Source organism: Arthrobacter sp. B6, assembly GCF_001663775.1.
GTDB lineage: Bacteria > Actinomycetota > Actinomycetes > Actinomycetales > Micrococcaceae > Arthrobacter.
Genome location: NZ_KV467168.1, coordinates 1,721,585 through 1,737,793, shown reverse-complemented (window position 1 = coordinate 1,737,793; position 16,209 = coordinate 1,721,585). Strand labels below are relative to the sequence as shown.

Here is a 16,209-nt window from a genome sequence, read left to right as displayed (position 1 = left end):
TGTCAGCCCCGTTGGCTCAGTGCAGCGGCTCTGATGTGGGGTAGTTCTCAGCCCGCCAGCCGTCCCACAGGGCCCGGATCGATTCCAGTCTGGATGCGCCCAGGTCATAGGTGGAGATAATCACCAGCGAACCCCCCTTGGGCCGGAGCTCCTCAATGACGGGTTGATCGGCCACAATCAGCAGCCCGTCACCGTGTTCCGCGTAGCCGTGGACGGTGAGTCCCACCTGGTGGTTGCTCCGGTACCAGACCTTGCCCGCGATCTCCTCACCAGTGCCCAGTGTCAGCTCGTACGTCTCACCCGGTTTGGGCACATCGGACAAGCCCAGTTTCTCGATGGCGGAACCGGGTTCCCCGGGAACCTGGAAGAAGGAGGTATGCCGTTTGCCGTGCGGGTGCCGCTCCAGCGCAAAGCGTAGCTGTTGCAGGAACGTCAGCCAGCCCTGGGTGATGTCCTCGTCCCAGGCGGCCCACTCTGAATTGTGGTCCAGAGCTGCCCGGGTGACGCTGACCAGGGTCCCGCCAGGCACGGGCTTGAGGTCGAAAACATCGCCGCCGTGGGTGGTCAGGCTGGTGTGGTCAGGGGCTTCTTCGACGTCGGATGAGAAGTAGATCTCCTTGATTTCGGCGTCCAGGTCATCGGCTTGCCAGCCGTGCCACTGGGCTACTTTGGACGGTTCGCGCAGCATAGTCCAGACCTGCGGCGCGTCGGCATTGATCACCACGCTCAGATTGTTCGTCATAGCCCGAATGTACAACCGACAGGCAGTACCGGATAGGGGGAATTTTCCCCCGCCCGGCGGCGGGCGCGAGCTTTAGGGGCGGACTGCCTCGAGCTCGTTGCTGATCCGACGCTGCAGCTCGCTTGCGCCGATGGTCTCCGAACCCCCGTGCGCGCGCAGGAACAGCAGCGATTCGAGCCGCAGCAGCCGCCACTCGCGCTCGGCCTCGTGGTTGGAATTGTCGATCGAGCGGAAGATCTCTTTGTCATAGAGATTGGGCTCATTCAGGGAACGCTGCCGGACTTTGGCGTTCATCCGTGCCTTGAAAGGATCCGTCTCCTGGGCCTCCGGGGTGCGCAGCAGCTTTTCATACACCTTGGCGCGGTCCACCTGGCCGTCCTGGCGGCAGATGTAGCTGGACAACGCCAACGACGCCTCCACCGATGCCCAGCGGCCGGGGTTGCCGTCATAGGGGAGCACGTTCAGCAGGTCCGCCACGGCCAGCGAGCCGGCGGGGTCCTTGAGCGTGATGAACAATTCGTGGGCCAGATCGCTGAGGTCCTTCAGGCAGCTGCCGGATTTGACGTTGATTCCCTTGGCCAGCCTGTCGGCCAGCAGCATCACGCCCTCGGCGTCCGGGTGGGATTCGGCTGCGGCCTCCACCACGGCTTCCGGGGTTCCCTGCGGGGCGGGAATCAGCGCAAGTTCCTCCTCGGAGGGGCCGGTCACCGCCGGCGGGATGGCGGGAAGCGGAGGTACGACGACGGCGGGAGCCGCCACGGCGGCGATCGCCACTTCTGCGGGGTTCCCGGCACCGGGAAGCTGCGCGACGGCGTCGGGCGCTGCGTCCAGCACCTTGACCACCGAGCCGACGGCGATGCGCACAGTACCGCCTCCGGCGAGGCTGGCCAGGACGATCGCGGGGGTGCCGAAATCGTCCGATTCGACCTCAACGTGCTGGATCCCGGCGGTACGTTCGCCGTCTGGCAGCAGGAGCTCATCACCGGTGGCCAGGGATCCAGCCTGCTGTTCGCTGTAGTGCCGGGCGGCTGGGGTTTCGGTCATGGGAGTCCTTAAGTTCTCTTGCGGTCCGCCCTACAGTCTACAAAGGCGGGCGCCGGAAGTCGGGGACGCCGGGAAATCCGAGAGGGTCAGAAGCCCACGCCGGCGAACGCCAGTGCCTGGCGGATCAGGGCGCCGCGGCCGCCGCTGAATTCCAGCTGGACACCGGGGCTGAGCACTTCCGCGGGGGTCATCCAGGTCAGTTCCAGGGCGTCCTGCCGGGGCTCGCATTCACCGGTCACCGGGATGACATAGGCCAGCGAGACGGCGTGTTGGCGGTCGTCCGTGAACCCGGTCTGGGAGGGCGCCGGAAAGTATTCGGCCACCGTGAAAGGCACCGGGCTGATGGGCAGCTGTGGGAACGCCAGCGGGCCAAGGTCTTTTTCCATGTGGCGCAGGAGTGCCGCGCGGATGGTTTCGCGGTAGATCACGCGGCCGGAGACGAGGGAACGGATCATGGTGCCGTCCTCGTCGGCCTGCAGCAGGGTGCCCACTTCGTTCACGAATCCAAGCGGGTCCAGCCTGACCGGAACAGCCTCCACGTAAACCATGGGGAGCCTCCCGCGGGCTTCAAAGAGGTCCTCTTCGGAGAGCCAGCCGGGATTGGGGTCAGGTGTGCGAACATTCATGGGTTAAGTTCTACCCCATCGGACGGCTGCGGACCGGTGAGGTGTGGGCTCTACGCGTAAAGCGTCGTCCAAAGCGCCGAAACGCCACCCCTCGGTTCAGCGCTTCGAGATCCAGAGGCTGGCCGGCACGTGCGGAGCAGCGCCGGTGCCCGCCACGCCCGGTTCGGCATCCGGGTTCGCCACGTGCAGCGTCCGTCCGAACGCTTCCTCCGTCAGGCGGACCTCATGCCCGGCCTCGGTGAGGCGCCGGTGCAGCGAGTCGAGGTCGCCGTCGTACTCGAAGCCCAGGCCCGCCCGCGGCGGCCCCTCGGCGGGGCGCACCATCAGCACTCCACCGTTCTTCGCGGCAAAATCCGCAGTTTCGTCATCATCAGGGAAGGGACGGAAGCGGGCACCGATATCACGCAACGTCTGCGCCGCGGAGCCTGGATCCTCCGTGAACCAAACCTCGACGACGGCGAGGCCCGGGTCGGCGTCGGCTGATGTGGTCCAGTTGCCGTCCGCAGCCTTGGCGGCGGGATCGGCGAGGAAAATGAACCCGTCAGGGCCGGTGATCCGGCACGACTCGCCGTGGTCTGCCTGGACGAGTTCGGCGGGTTCGGTGCCCGCCTCCTCGCCGGCCAGGTTGGTTCGCCGTGCAAACTCCGCGAGGTCGCCCACCTCCACGCCGAAGCTGGTGGTTCCGTCCTCCGGGGAACCCGGCTCGGCCGCGTGGAGCGCCAGCCGTCCCGAACCGGCGTCAAACTCGCGCCAGGAGCCTTCATCCACGGTTTTGACCAGCCCCAGTCCGGTGAGCAGCCGCTCCCAGGCATCCAGCCGGGACGTGAAATGGACGGGGCGCGAACGCAACATGTGATTCTCCTCGATGACAGGAAACGGCGCAGATACGGCCATCATGCCACGACTTGCTTCGGGTGGCACCGGGGGCAGAATGGGTCCATGGCCATTGAACTGGAGGAACTGCTGGTGCCGGACGCTGCCGCGTGGCGGTCCTGGCTGGAAACGAACCACGCGGACAGTCCGGGGGTGTGGCTGGTGCTCCACAAGAAGGGCGGCGACGTCACCGCACTGGACTATGAAGCGGCCCTGCTCGAGGCGCTCTGCTTCGGCTGGATCGATGGCCAGGCCAGGAAGCGCGACGACGGAAGCTCCTTCCAGCGCATGACGCGCCGGGGGCCCAAAAGCCCCTGGTCGGAACGGAACGTGGCCCGGATTGAGCGGCTGGAAGCAGCCGGGAGGATGACCGACGCCGGCCGGACCGCCGTCGACAGCGCCAAGGCGGACGGCCGCTGGGATGCCGCCTACGCAGGACAGGCAACAGCCGAAGTCCCGGATGACCTTGCCGCCGCAATCGCCGCTGTTCCGGAGGCCCAGGCCATGTTCGACGTCCTCACCAAGGTCAACCGCTTCGCCCTGATCTACCGGACAAACTCGGCCAAACGGCCCGAAACCCGGGCGAAGCGGATCGCCGGATTCGTCGGGATGCTGGCCCGCGGCGAGACCCCGTACCCGCAGAAGAAGCGTCCTGCCGGCACGGTATGAAGCCAGCGGGTTGATGGCGCGGATCCCACCGCTGTTTTAGGGTGGCTCAGCCTCAGCCTGTAGAATTGATGGTTCCGTAGCGCTGGTGCCGTCTCCCGACATGGGGGACGGCACTTGTGCGTTTACCGACCGATTGGCTCAGCATGGCCCGCCTCTTCCCCAAAACCAGCCCCCGCATCAACCTGCGCCGCCCGCTACCCTGGGTGGTCGCAGCCGCCGTGGCTGCCCTCGCCCTCGTGGTTTCCTTCCTGGTCGCCGGCAACACGAGGACAGCTTCCGCAGCCACTGCTGGCCGCATCCTCGACGAGGTCTCGGCAGCGCAGGAAACCGTGCACAAGGACCATGGCACGTACGCGTCCCTGTGGCTGAAGGGCAACGACCGGACCCTCGAGCAACAGGCAGGGGCGCTCGGATCCGAAGGCGCCGAGGATGTCCGCATCATCGAGTGCGGTGCGGGCTGGTTGGCCGGGACGCGGGTGGACGGGAAGGTCTTCCTCCGCAGCAGCGAGGACCGCGGCTCCGTCGAACAGGACCCCACAAAGGTCCGGCTGCCGGAGTGCATCAGCGCCGAGGCCCACGATTCACTGCTGGCAGACCTGGGCGTGCCCCCGCAGTGGCCAGAGCCGGATGCTGCCCGGCTGGCGGCGCCCGCCAAGGACCCCGGTTACCGGCCCGCCTACCACCTGACCCCCGAGCAGCGTTGGATGAACGATCCCCAGCGGCCCTTTTTCCTGGACGGGGTCTGGCACTACTACTACCTCTACAACGCCGACTACCCCGAGGGGAACGGCACCGAATGGTTCCACGCCACCAGCACGGACCTGGTGCACTGGAAAAACGAGGGCGTGGCCATTGAGAAGTTCAAAAACGGCCTGGGCGACATCGAAACCGGCACCGCGGTGGTCGACACCGAAGGGACGGCAGGCTTCGGCAAAGGGGCCGTGATCGCGGTCCTCACCCAGCAGGATGACGGCGTCCAGCGGCAGTCGATGTTTTACTCCACTGACAAGGGCCACACCTTCACCAGCTACGAACAAAACCCGGTCATGGACAACCCGGGGGAGGAACACTGGCGTGACCCCCGGATCCTCCGGGACGAGGACAACAACCAGTGGGTCATGCTGCTCGCGGAGGGCCACAAAATCGGGTTCTACACCTCCGCCGACCTCAAAGCCTGGACGTACGCCTCCAACTTCGAACGGGACGGCCTGGGCGTCCTTGAATGCCCGGACTTCTTCCAGCTGGACGCCGACGGCGATCCCGCCAAACGCACGTGGGTCCTGGCCACCGGCGCCAACGGCTCCGCGGAAGGGCGGACCACCGGAACGGCCTACTGGACCGGGGCCTGGGACGGCGGGAAATTCACAGCGCCGGATGAACGGCATCAGTGGCTCGACGCCGGGCCGGACTTCTACGCAGCCGTGACCTGGGACGATCCGCGGCTGACAGACGGGCAACGCAAGGCCTCCCGGCATGCCATCGGCTGGATGAACAACTGGGCCTACGCCCGCCAGCTGCCCACCAGCGGTTGGTACGGCGCCGATTCGGTGGTGCGGGACATCCGCCTGCAGTCCGGTGACGGCCGGCCCACCCTGGTCTCTACCCCGACGCCGGCCCTTGGATCCCTGGAAGGACCGCCCCGGCAGGTGCCCGCGCAGGACCTCCTGGGCGGCACCGGCGCATCTCTTCCCGTCCCGGACAGCGGAGCCTTCAAAATCGACGTCGAGCTCCAGAGCAGCGTAGCCGACGCCGAGGCGCGGATCCTGCTTCAAGCCGGCGAGGAAACGTATGCCACGGTGGGCTACGACTTCAGGAACGGAACGGCGTTCGTGGTCCGGGACGGCGATGCTGTTTCCAAGGGTGAAGGGGCGAAATCCGTTCGCACCGAGGCCCCTGCGCGGCCGCAGGAGCAGGTGGGCGACACGTACCGCCAGGCCAGCACGGTGGCGAGTCCCGCCGTCGACGGCAAGGTCAGGCTGACGGTCTTTGTCGACCGCTCCTCAGTGGAGGTTTTCACCAATGGCGGGCAGGCCTTAACCTCGCTCGTGTTCCCGCCGGACGGCCCCCTTCAAACCAGGATGTTCGGCGATGGCGGAGCAATTTCCTTGGCCAACGCCACCGTCACGCCGCTGGCCGCGATTAAGTAACCACCATCAGCGCCCTTGGCTACCTCAGCCCGCCCAGTGCCTGCGCCAGTACAACGGCCGACGCCGAGGACCATGCCTGGGGATGGCACGATGCCGGGTAGGGCACAGCGAGGCTGGACTCCGCGGCAGTGACTCCGGCAAAAAGCTGCGGCAGGCGGTAGCCGAAGGCAGCGGAGGCGGCGAGCAGCCCTTCGGCCAGGGCCTTTGCTTCCGAGGTGAAGCCTTCGGCCAGCAGGCCGCGGACGGCGATGGCGGTGTCGTGGCTCCAGACCGAACCGCAGTGGTAGCTGAAGGGCCAGAAACCGGGTGCCCGGTGTGAGAGGGTGTGCAGGCCAAACCCGGAAAACAGCTCGGGGCTGAGCAGCCGGGCGGCAACGTGGCGGGCCTCGGCAGGGTCGAGGATTCCGGTGCCGAGCAGGTGCCCGATATTGGAGCCGGGGACGTCGAGCGGAGAGCCCTGCCCGTCCACGGCCATCGCGGGGTAGGGACCCAGGGCGTCCTCCACCCAAAAGCGCTCACGGAACCGCTGAGCCAGTGCCCCGGCGAAGTCCCGGAGCTCACCAGCCCCCGGTTCGCCGAGGGCGTCCAGCAGCTCTGCCGTGATGGTGGCCGCCTGGTGGGCGTAGCCCTGGGCTTCCGCGAGGGCGACGGGACCCTCCGCCCGCCGTCCGTCCCTGAACTGCAGGGCATCGGCGGAGTCCTTCCAGCCCTGGTGGCCCACGCCGTGCCCGCTGATATTCCGGTATCTCAGGAGGCCGTCGCCGCCAGGCTGGCCGGTGGACGCCAGCAGCCAGTGAGCTGCCCGCTGCGCGGCGGGGAGAAGGGTACGGACGGCATCGTCCGCCTTCCCCGATTGCCACAGCTCGCCCAGGAGGCACAGCCAGAGCGGCGTCGAGTCCACGGCGCCGTAATAGACCGGTGGCAGGTGCAGCCCGTCGTTTTCGAGGACCAGTTCCTTGGCCCGCAGTTCGTGCAGAATCCGGCCCGGCTCTTCGTCCGAATCCGGGTCCGTGCTGGAGCCCTGGATCGTCGCGAGGGCACGCAGGGTTCCCGTGGCGAGGCCGGCGTCCAGGGGCAGCAGGAACCGCGCTGCCCACAGGGAATCCCGGCCGAACAGGGTGAAGTACCAGGGAGCCCCGGCCGCCACAAAAGGAGCATCCGGCAGCCGGCGGGTTGCCATCCGAAGGCCGTCCAGCTCGTCGAGTGAATTCTCCAGCAGCGTGCGCAGCGGCCCTGCCGGCACGGCCATGGCGGGAACGGCAAGGGACGACGGCGCCGCGGCGACCACAGCGCTCTCCGTCTCGTCCAGCACGGCCTGCCATTCGGCGTCGAACGGGCGCCCGCGGCCGGCGGTGCCGTGCCACAGCAGGCGCGGGAGGTCGCTGCCCCCGTCATGGGGGGAGGCGCTCGACGGCGCGCCCGCAGGGGCAGGAGCGCCGCCGTTGGTGCCAGGCGCCGAGATGGAAAGGGTGCGCCCGTCGTTGTGCCAGCGCAGGGAGTGGTCGTCGGCCGCTTCCGGCGGCTGCGGGTTGGCGAACCGGCCCAGGCGGATCTCGGCCATGTCGGTGAAGTCTGCCGCCAGGTCCACGGCCAGTTCAACGTCCAGCGAGTCCAGCGACGTGCCCACCTTCAAGGAATGACGGACTACGCCCGGAGTAACCGTCCAGGTCTGGAGGACCTCCACGGCGGGATCGGCGGTATGCCCTTCGATGCCGCGGATGAGGCCCCGGACGCGGAGGACGCCGCCGGGAGCGGACTCCACAGTGACCTCCTCGGGGCTGAATCCGTTGACGGTGACCGTTGCCTGGCAAAGCATCCGCGTGTCGCCGTGGAAGAGGCCGCTGAAGCCGTCCTGGGCCAGCCGGCCGTTGGCATCGAGCCAGAGCTGCGTGGGTGCGGCCACGGTGCAATGCTGGCGATGGAGCCCCGGCTGAACACTCATGCGCCCCACCTTACGCCCGGCGCTGTCCCGCTCCGCGGATGCTGCGGCCAGTCGCCTGCCGTCCATCCGGACCGGCTTCCGGGACCTAAGCCGATCTCTGGTCAATGGCGGCGGCCGCTTCGAACACCATCCACGCCTGCAGCTGGGTGGAAAGTTCGACGGCGGCACCCGGCGGATACGTGTCGGCCGCCGGTTTTTCAGGGAGGACTGAAAAGAGCAGTCTTCCCGCGTGCCTGGCGAGGGGCTCCGCCGGGGTGACCGCGCGGCGGCCGTCCCACAAAGCATCCGCGGTGTCCAGGACCAGCCGGGCGGCGGTTGCGCGGACGGTTCCGGGGAGACGGGCGTCGCCGGCTGCCAGGGCAAGGTAGCGGGCCAGGATCCCGGTGAAGAGACCGCCGTCGCCCGTTCCATCGCAGCGGAGGACGTATCCGCCCGCCGCATCCCCGCGCGGTCGCGTCAGGGTCCGGGCCACCGCCTCCACCACCGTGGCGGCCCTGGCCAGGTTTGCCTCGCCGCCGAGCTCCAGCAGCGCGCCCAGGACAGGGCCCTGGTTGTAGGTGTAGATCGCTCTTTCCACCACGGCCTCGCCGGTGGTGCTGATCCGGACGCCGTCCAGATAGAGGCCCTGCTCCGGGTCGAAGAGCCTGGCATCCAGCCAGTCCAGCAGTTCCTGTGCCTTGGCAGGGTTTCCCGTCCGGGCGTAGTACAGGGCCACGGGAGCGGTGGCCGGGGTGTTCTTGAAGTCCCGCTTTGTGCTCCAGAACGTGCCGCCGCCAAGGTCGTCCGTGGACGCGGCATCAAACTGCAGGGTGAGGGTCTTGCGGACGTGGGCGTTGCGTCTCCGGCCAGGCCTGCGCGTCTCCTCGGCGAGTTTCTCCAGCCGGAGCGTGGACAGTGCCAGCCAGGCCATGTCGTCGTAGTAGTTGTTGACGAACGTGAGCAGGTTCCGCAGCCGGATTCCTGTCACCAGCCGCGAGGCCAGCTGGCCGGCGCTGGGGCGCTGTGGTCCGTCAAAGCGGGCAGCCGGTGTTGCGCCGTTTCCCAGTTCGCGGCGTCCGGTGTCCACCAGGCAGTCCACGTAGTGTGCCTGCCACCAGTAATGCCAGGGGCGGAAGAGGTTCTCCACCGGCTTTGATGGCCGCTGGACGGCCGCGATGTGGGTCCCGGGCAGGAAAAACAGCCGTTGTCCGAAAATTGCGGTGACGGACCGGGCGGCCTCCGTGGCCCGGGCGGCGCGGTCGTTGGACCCGTCTGCGGGCGGAAGTTGGGCATCCTGCGGCGTCATGTGCTCCAGCCTAGCTGCGCCGCGAACCCCGGCCGGGAAAGCGGCGCATAGTGCGCCCGGTCACAATTTCAGTTAACATTCACTAACTAATGTTCGGTGCCGGGGCGTCCAGTGCCCGGACTCGCATCAAGGAGGATGGATGGACATCAAGGGTGCTGTTGCTCTGGTCACGGGCGGGGCGTCCGGGTTGGGCGCAGCGACGGCAAGGTGCCTGTTCGACGCCGGCGCCTCCGTGGTGCTGATCGACCTGCCGTCCTCCGCCGGCGCAGCCTTCGCCGCCGAGCTGAACAGTGCGGGAGCTCCTGGCCGGACCGCCGTCTTTGCCCCCGCGGACGTGACCAACGAAGCGGAGGTGCAGGCCGCCGTCGACGCTGCCGCTGCCCTGGGGCCGCTGCGGATCGTGGTGAACTGCGCCGGCATTGCCACGCCGGGCAAGGTGCTGGGGCGCGACGGGGTGCTCCCGCTGGATGCGTTCAGCCGGGTCATCCAGGTGAACCTGATCGGCACGTTCAACGTGCTCCGGCTGGCCGCCGCGGCCATGGCCGCCACGGAACCCGCCACCACCGACGTGGGCGGGCCGGAGCGCGGCGTCATCATCAACACGGCCTCTGTCGCGGCTTTCGACGGGCAGATCGGGCAGCCCGCCTACGCTGCCTCCAAGGGCGCCGTCGCCGCCATGACACTGCCCATCGCGCGGGAACTGGCCCGCTCGCTGGTGCGTGTGGTGACCATCGCCCCGGGCATCTTCGAGACGCCCATGATGGCCGGACTGCCGCAGGATGCGCAGGATTCACTGGGCCGGCAGGTGCCGCATCCCTCACGGCTCGGGAAGCCGGCCGAATACGCCAACCTCGTGGCCCACATCGTGGATAACGCCATGATCAATGGTGAAACCATCCGGCTGGACGGTGCCATCAGGATGGGGCCAAAATGAGTGCCGCCCGCGCTGCGGCGGCGGTGCCCCCGCCCGAAGCCCTGCCCGCTGCCGACTTCTTCCTCTTCGAATCCCTGCTGGCCCCGCCGGAGCGGCACAAGCTGGCCGAGCTGCGGGAGTTCCTGGCCACGGAGATCGCACCCCATGCGGCCGACTGGTGGAACAACGCGGAATTCCCCGCGCACATCCTCCCCAAGCTCGCGGCCCTGGAACTGAGCACGCCGGCGCAGCGGGGCTACAGCCACCTGTTCGCGGGACTGGTCATCGCGGAGATGACCCGGGTGGACACGTCAATCGCCACGTTTTTCCTGGTCCACCACGACCTGTTTGTGGAGTCCCTGTACGCCTTCGGTTCGCAGGAACAGAAGGACAGGCTGCTCGCGGACGCCTCCAGCCTTCGGACCACGGGTGCTTTTGCGCTCACCGAGCCGGGACACGGGTCGGACGTCGCCGGTGGCATGGAGACCCGGGCGCGGCGCATTTCCCGGGCCACCGGACAGCCCGACGACGACGGCGACACATGGGAGATTAACGGCGCCAAGCGCTGGATCGGCAACGGGACGTTCTGCGACTACCTGCTGGTGTGGGCCCGCGACGAGGCCGACGGCAGCGTGCGCGGGTTCATCGTCGATGCCTCTCTTCCCGGCGTCAGCCGCAGCCGGATCGAGCACAAAATTGCCCTGCGGACCGTCCAGAATGCAGACATTGTCTTTGAGGACGTCCACGTTGCCGAAGCTGACCGCTTTGCCGGAATCACAAGCTTCGAGGACACCAACCAGCTCCTGAAAGGCTCACGGATCATGGTGGCCTGGCAGGCCGTGGGGCAACAGCTGGCGGCGTTCGACGTTGCCCGGCAGTACGCCGTCGAACGCCGGCAGTTCGGCCGGCCGCTGGCGAAGTTCCAGCTGATCCAGCAGCAGCTGGCCACCATGCTGGGCAACGCCGTGGCCAGCATGGGCATGATGGCGCGGCTGGCCCAGCTGCAGGAGGAAGGCGGCGCGGACATGGCGCAGGTGGCGCTGGCAAAGTCGTACTGCAGTGCCCGGATGCGGGAGACCGTTGCGCTGGGCAGGTCCATCCTGGGCGGAAACGGCATTGTCACTGACTACCGGATGGCGAAGATTTTCGCGGACGCCGAGGCCATCTATACGTACGAAGGCTCGTTTGAAATCAACACCCTCATTGTGGGCCGGGCAATCACCGGGGTCTCCGCCATCGTCTGAAGGACTTGCGGGAACGTACACTTGAGGCCCTCCGCGTGGGGCCACAAGTGTACGTTCGCGCTCAGTTGGCGAGGGTGGGTGCCTTCTCGCCGGCCTCGATCCGGTAGTCGAGGCTGTTGTTCTTCACGGGCATGGGGCACGTCCCGTACGGAGTGAACGCGCTCGGGTAGTTGATGGCCCGGTTGAAGTCCAGGACAACGGACGCGTTTCCTGCCGAATCGACCCGGGGCCTCGCCGTGGACACCTTGCGCCATTCATCCGTCGAGTCGCCATTGGTCTCGTCGTGGAACGTGACCGTGAGGGCGCCGAGCTTCTCCTCCTCCGCCTGCAGGTGGAACTCATGGTCCTTGCCGGGCAGCCGGAACACCAGCTCGCCCACGGACCGGTGCACGCCATCCACCAAGGGGTTCGCGGTGCCGATGGGCACGTCCACCGGCTCCGGATAGGGGCGGAAGCCCGCCTCAACCTCCAGGTCCGGTCGGTAGCCAAAAGTGGGAACGCCGTCGAACTCTGTAAACACCGGCGAGGCGGCATCCCGGGTACGGATGGCATATCGGCCTGCGCGCATCGCCAGCTCCACCATCACCTGCTTGCCGTCAGCACCGCCGAACTGCACCCACATCAGCGACTCCTCGTCCAGCAGTGCTGCCGTCACCGTGCCATCTACCGGCTGCCCGGTCTCCACGAGCGTCAGTCCGTCCTGCGCAGACGCGGTGAGTACCGCCGTCGTACCGTCCGTTGACCACAGGCCCGGGACAAGTTCGACGGCGGCTGGCTGGGTTTCCAGCCACTGGAACGACGTGAGGGTCAGCCACCCGTGGGGTGCCGCGAGTGCCTTGTTGCGGTTGGCGCGGAAACGCTGCCAGCGTTCCAGCCGGGCGGCGGGTGTGGTGTTCATGGTTCCTCCTGGACGTGGTGGCCCCGGCTTCAACCCGGGCAGCCCACGGTTCATTCCATCACCGTACGCTGCCCTTGCCTTGGGGGGACGGCGGAGTAACGTCGGATCCGGACGGTGGCCCTGCAGTACGGGCTGAGAAGGAGGAGCCATGAAAATCGCGGTCCTTGGGACAGGCATAGCTGGCCGGACCCTGGCGGGTGCACTGGCCGGGCTGGGGCACAGCGTGGTGATGGGCACACGTGATCCGCAGGCAACGTTCGCCCGATCCCGTCCGGATGCCAGGGGTGCCCCGCCGTTCAGCGAATGGCACGCCGCCAACCAGGAGATTCCGCTGGAAACGTTCGCCGACGCGGCCGCTGCCAGTGAGCTGGTGGTCAACGCCACGAACGGGGCCGGCGCGCTGAGTGCCTTGGGCCTTACTGGATCCGCCAACCTCTCCCGCAAAGTGCTGGTTGATGTTTCCAACGCGCTTGATTTTTCCCAGGGGATGCCGCCGGTTTTGAACCCGGTCAACACCGACAGCCTGGGAGAAAGGATCCAGCGCTCTTTCCCGGACGCCCGCGTGGTGAAGACACTCAACACAATGAATGCAGGTCTTATGGTGGATCCCGGCCGGTTGGCCGGCGGGGACCATACGGTGTTTGTGTCCGGAGACGACGCGGAAGCGAAGGGGGTGGTCACCGGCCTCCTGGAGGAGCTGGGGCACCGGGACGTCATCGACCTTGGGGACATCACATCAGCCCGCGGCGCAGAAATGATGTTGCCGGCGTGGCTGCGTCTCTACGGTGTACTGGGCACGCTCGATTTCAACTTCAAGATCGTGCGCTGAGGCCTGGGGAACGGCCATGACACTATCTGAGACGGATTCCCCGGAGGCGGCCTCCTGCGGGTAGCATCTTTAGCTAGTAACGTGGCTCACAGGTATCCAGCGCAGTGTACGAGCCAAGTCCGAACCCTCGAAAGATAGTTTCCATGGCTGACACTGCAACAAATTCCGAAACTGACCTTGCCGCAGAGCTGAGGGCCGATGTCCGGCGCGTCTCCACGCTGCTCGGTGAATCCCTGGTCCGCCAGCACGGTCCCGAGCTCCTGGACCTGGTGGAGCAGGTCCGCCTCCTCACGAAGGAATCCAAGGAAGCCGCCCGCGGCGGCGCGGATGCCACCGGCCCGTGGAGCGCCCACGACGTCGTCGCGCAGGTCCGCGAACTGCTCGGCTCCCTGCCCATCGAGCAGGCCACCGACCTGGTCCGGGCATTTGCTTTCTACTTCCACCTCGCCAACGCAGCCGAGCAGGTCCACCGCGTCCGCGGCCTGCGGACCCGGGCGGAGAAGGACGGCTGGCTGGCGAAGGCTGTCTCCGACATCGCCGGGCAGGCCGGCCCGGCCGTGCTGCAGGAAGTAGTGAACGGGCTGGACGTCCGCCCCATCTTCACCGCCCACCCCACCGAGGCCTCGCGCCGGTCTGTGCTGGACAAGATCCGCAAGCTCTCCGACGTTCTGGCCCAGCCCACCCAGGAGGGCACCACGGCCCGGCGCCGGCAGGACCGCCAGCTGGCCGAAATCATTGACCAGATGTGGCAGACGGATGAACTCCGCCAGGTCCGGCCCACCCCCGTGGACGAGGCCCGCAACGCCATTTATTACCTGGGCAGCATCCTGACGGACGCCATGCCCGAGATGCTCGCCGAGCTCTCCGAACTGCTTGGCGAACACGGAGTCACCCTCGCCAACCAGAACGCGCCCATCCGCTTCGGTTCCTGGATCGGCGGCGACCGGGACGGCAACCCCAACGTCACGGCTGCGGTCACCCGTGAAATCCTGCAGATCCAGAACCAGCACGCGGTGCGGATCAGCATCGGCATGATCGACGAACTGATCTCCAACCTCTCCAACTCCACCGCGCTCGCCGGTGCGGACAACGAGCTGCTGGAGTCCATCGAAGCGGACCTGTTGAAACTGCCGGGCCTGGACCGTCGGGTGCTGGAGCTCAACGCCCAGGAGCCCTACCGGCTCAAGCTGACCTGCATCAAGGCCAAGCTGATCAACACGGGCAAGCGCGTAGCTTCTGGTGCCGTGCACGAACACGGCCGGGACTACAGCGCCACGGACGAGCTCCTGGCCGACCTCGAGCTGCTGGAACTGTCGCTCCGGAACCACTCGGCGTCGCTTGCTGCCGACGGTGCGCTGGCCCGCGTCCGCCGCGCGGTAGCGTCCTTCGGCCTGCACCTTGCCACCCTGGACATCCGCGAACACGCAGACCACCACCACGACGCCGTCGGCCAGCTGATGGACCGGCTGGGCGGACCGGGTGTGCGCTATGCGGAACTGAGCCGGGAGGAGCGTTTCGAGGTTCTGGGATCGGAGCTGGCCTCGCGCCGCCCGCTGTCCGGGCACCCGATCAAGCTCGACGGCGTCGCGGACGGCACGTACGACGTCTTCCGGGAGATCCGCCGCGCCCTGCGCATCTACGGCCCCGACGTCATCGAGACCTACATCATTTCCATGACCCGCGGCGCGGACGATGTCCTGGCTGCCGCCGTCCTGGCCCGCGAGGCAGGCCTGGTAAACCTCTTCGGTGAGAACCCGCACGCCAAGATCGGGTTCGCGCCGCTGCTGGAAACCGTCGAGGAGCTCCGGGCCTCGGCGGAGATCGTGGACCAGCTGTTGTCCGATCCGTCGTACCGCGAACTCGTGCGGCTGCGGGGCGACATCCAGGAAATCATGCTCGGCTACTCGGACTCCAACAAGGAGTCCGGTGTGATGACCAGCCAGTGGGAGATCCACAAGACGCAGCGGAAGCTCCGCGACGTCGCCGCGAAGCATGGGGTCCGGGTGCGCCTGTTCCACGGCCGCGGCGGTTCCGTGGGCCGCGGCGGCGGACCCACCTATGACGCCATCATGGCCCAGCCCAACGGCGTGCTTGAGGGCGAGATCAAGTTCACCGAACAGGGTGAGGTCATCTCGGACAAGTACTCGCTGCCTGAGCTGGCCCGAGAAAACCTCGAGCTTTCGCTTGCGGCAGTGCTGCAGGGCTCGGCGCTGCACCGTGATCCGCGGACGTCCGATGACCAGCGGGAGCGGTACGGGCACGTCATGGAGACCATCTCCGACGCCGCCTTTGACCGGTACCGGAAACTGATTGATGATCCGGACCTCCCCGCATACTTCATGGCCTCCACTCCGGTGGAGCAGCTGGGCTCCCTGAACATTGGCTCCCGTCCGTCCAAGCGCCCCGACTCCGGGGCGGGCCTCGGCGGCCTGCGCGCCATCCCGTGGGTGTTCGGCTGGACCCAGTCCCGGCAGATCGTGCCGGGGTGGTTCGGTGTTGGCTCTGGCCTGAAGGCTGCCCGCGAAGCCGGAAACTCCGCCGAGCTGGTGGAAATGATGGAGAACTGGCACTTCTTCCGCTCGGTTCTGTCGAACGTGGAAATGACGCTGGCCAAGACGGACCTGGATATCGCCGGATACTACGTGGCAACCCTGGTCCCCGAGGAACTCCACCATCTCTTCCGTGACATCCGCGAGGAATATGACCTTACGGTCACCGAGATCCAGAACCTGACCGGCGAAAACGTGCTCCTCGACGCCCAGCCCACGCTGAGGCGGTCCCTTGAGATCCGCGACCAGTACCTGGACCCGATCAGCTACCTGCAGGTGGAGCTGCTCCGCCGCGTGCGGGCGGGCCAGGGGGCCGAGGGTGAGAGCATCAGCGGGGCCGAGATCGACGAACGGCTGCAGCGCGCCATGCTGATCACCGTCAATGGCGTGGCAGCCGGCCTCCGCAACACCGGCTAACCACGACGCTCTCTCACTTCCTGCGGGTCTT

13 protein-coding genes are annotated in these 16,209 nt (G+C 67.3%); 6 read left to right on the top strand and 7 right to left on the bottom strand.

What is annotated here, in order from left to right:
* Positions 1–16 precede the first annotated feature (16 nt).
* The 4 genes from AU175_RS07510 to AU175_RS07495 form a co-directional block, all read right to left on the bottom strand.
* The gene (locus AU175_RS07510; protein WP_066287128.1) at positions 17–742 is read right to left on the bottom strand and encodes an SRPBCC family protein; all 726 of its coding nucleotides are present in this window, start codon (positions 740–742) and stop codon (positions 17–19) included.
* 72 nt (positions 743–814) lie between these two features.
* Positions 815–1,786, bottom strand: a complete 972-nt coding sequence (locus AU175_RS07505; protein WP_066287126.1) for a DUF6707 family protein — start codon at positions 1,784–1,786, stop codon at positions 815–817.
* 86 nt (positions 1,787–1,872) lie between these two features.
* Positions 1,873–2,412, bottom strand: a complete 540-nt coding sequence (locus AU175_RS07500; protein ID WP_066287124.1) for an NUDIX hydrolase family protein — start codon at positions 2,410–2,412, stop codon at positions 1,873–1,875.
* Between the two features lie 96 nt (positions 2,413–2,508).
* Positions 2,509–3,264 (bottom strand): VOC family protein, encoded by a 756-nt coding sequence (locus tag AU175_RS07495; protein ID WP_066287122.1) that lies wholly within the window; start codon positions 3,262–3,264, stop codon positions 2,509–2,511.
* An 87-nt stretch (positions 3,265–3,351) separates the two neighbouring features.
* Between AU175_RS07495 and AU175_RS07490 the strand changes: the two genes are divergently transcribed.
* Entirely contained in the window at positions 3,352–3,954 is a 603-nt protein-coding gene (locus AU175_RS07490; RefSeq protein WP_066287120.1) for a YdeI/OmpD-associated family protein, read from the top strand.
* 143 nt (positions 3,955–4,097) lie between these two features.
* Positions 4,098–6,101: a glycoside hydrolase family 32 protein gene (locus tag AU175_RS07485; RefSeq protein ID WP_066287119.1), complete on the top strand. Its 2,004-nt coding sequence runs from the start codon at positions 4,098–4,100 to the stop codon at positions 6,099–6,101.
* 19 nt (positions 6,102–6,120) lie between these two features.
* Here AU175_RS07485 and AU175_RS07480 read toward each other — a convergent pair whose 3' ends face one another.
* Together AU175_RS07480 and AU175_RS07475 are read right to left on the bottom strand one after the other, a co-directional pair.
* Entirely contained in the window at positions 6,121–8,043 is a 1,923-nt protein-coding gene (locus AU175_RS07480; RefSeq protein WP_066290748.1) for a glycogen debranching N-terminal domain-containing protein, read from the bottom strand.
* An 85-nt stretch (positions 8,044–8,128) separates the two neighbouring features.
* A complete protein-coding gene (locus tag AU175_RS07475) occupies positions 8,129–9,328 on the bottom strand; it encodes a glycoside hydrolase family 76 protein (protein WP_066287118.1) in 1,200 nt (399 codons plus the stop codon).
* A 139-nt stretch (positions 9,329–9,467) separates the two neighbouring features.
* Here AU175_RS07475 and AU175_RS07470 point away from each other — a divergent pair, with 139 nt between their 5' ends.
* The gene (locus AU175_RS07470) at positions 9,468–10,262 is read left to right on the top strand and encodes an SDR family NAD(P)-dependent oxidoreductase (RefSeq protein ID WP_066287117.1); all 795 of its coding nucleotides are present in this window, start codon (positions 9,468–9,470) and stop codon (positions 10,260–10,262) included.
* Positions 10,259–11,485 carry an acyl-CoA dehydrogenase family protein gene (locus tag AU175_RS07465; protein ID WP_066287115.1) on the top strand — a complete coding sequence of 409 codons (1,227 nt, stop codon included), beginning with the start codon at positions 10,259–10,261 and terminating at the stop codon, positions 11,483–11,485. Before AU175_RS07470 ends, AU175_RS07465 begins: the two co-directional genes overlap by 4 nt.
* A 61-nt stretch (positions 11,486–11,546) precedes the next feature.
* Here the strand turns inward: AU175_RS07465 and AU175_RS07460 are convergent, their stop codons facing one another.
* The gene (locus AU175_RS07460) at positions 11,547–12,383 is read right to left on the bottom strand and encodes a DUF1684 domain-containing protein (RefSeq protein ID WP_066287113.1); all 837 of its coding nucleotides are present in this window, start codon (positions 12,381–12,383) and stop codon (positions 11,547–11,549) included.
* A gap of 148 nt (positions 12,384–12,531) precedes the next feature.
* Here AU175_RS07460 and AU175_RS07455 point away from each other — a divergent pair, with 148 nt between their 5' ends.
* Positions 12,532–13,212: an NADPH-dependent F420 reductase gene (locus AU175_RS07455; RefSeq protein WP_066287112.1), complete on the top strand. Its 681-nt coding sequence runs from the start codon at positions 12,532–12,534 to the stop codon at positions 13,210–13,212.
* Between the two features lie 143 nt (positions 13,213–13,355).
* A complete protein-coding gene (gene ppc, locus AU175_RS07450) occupies positions 13,356–16,178 on the top strand; it encodes a phosphoenolpyruvate carboxylase (RefSeq protein ID WP_066287111.1) in 2,823 nt (940 codons plus the stop codon).
* The last annotated feature ends 31 nt before the right edge of the window (positions 16,179–16,209 follow it).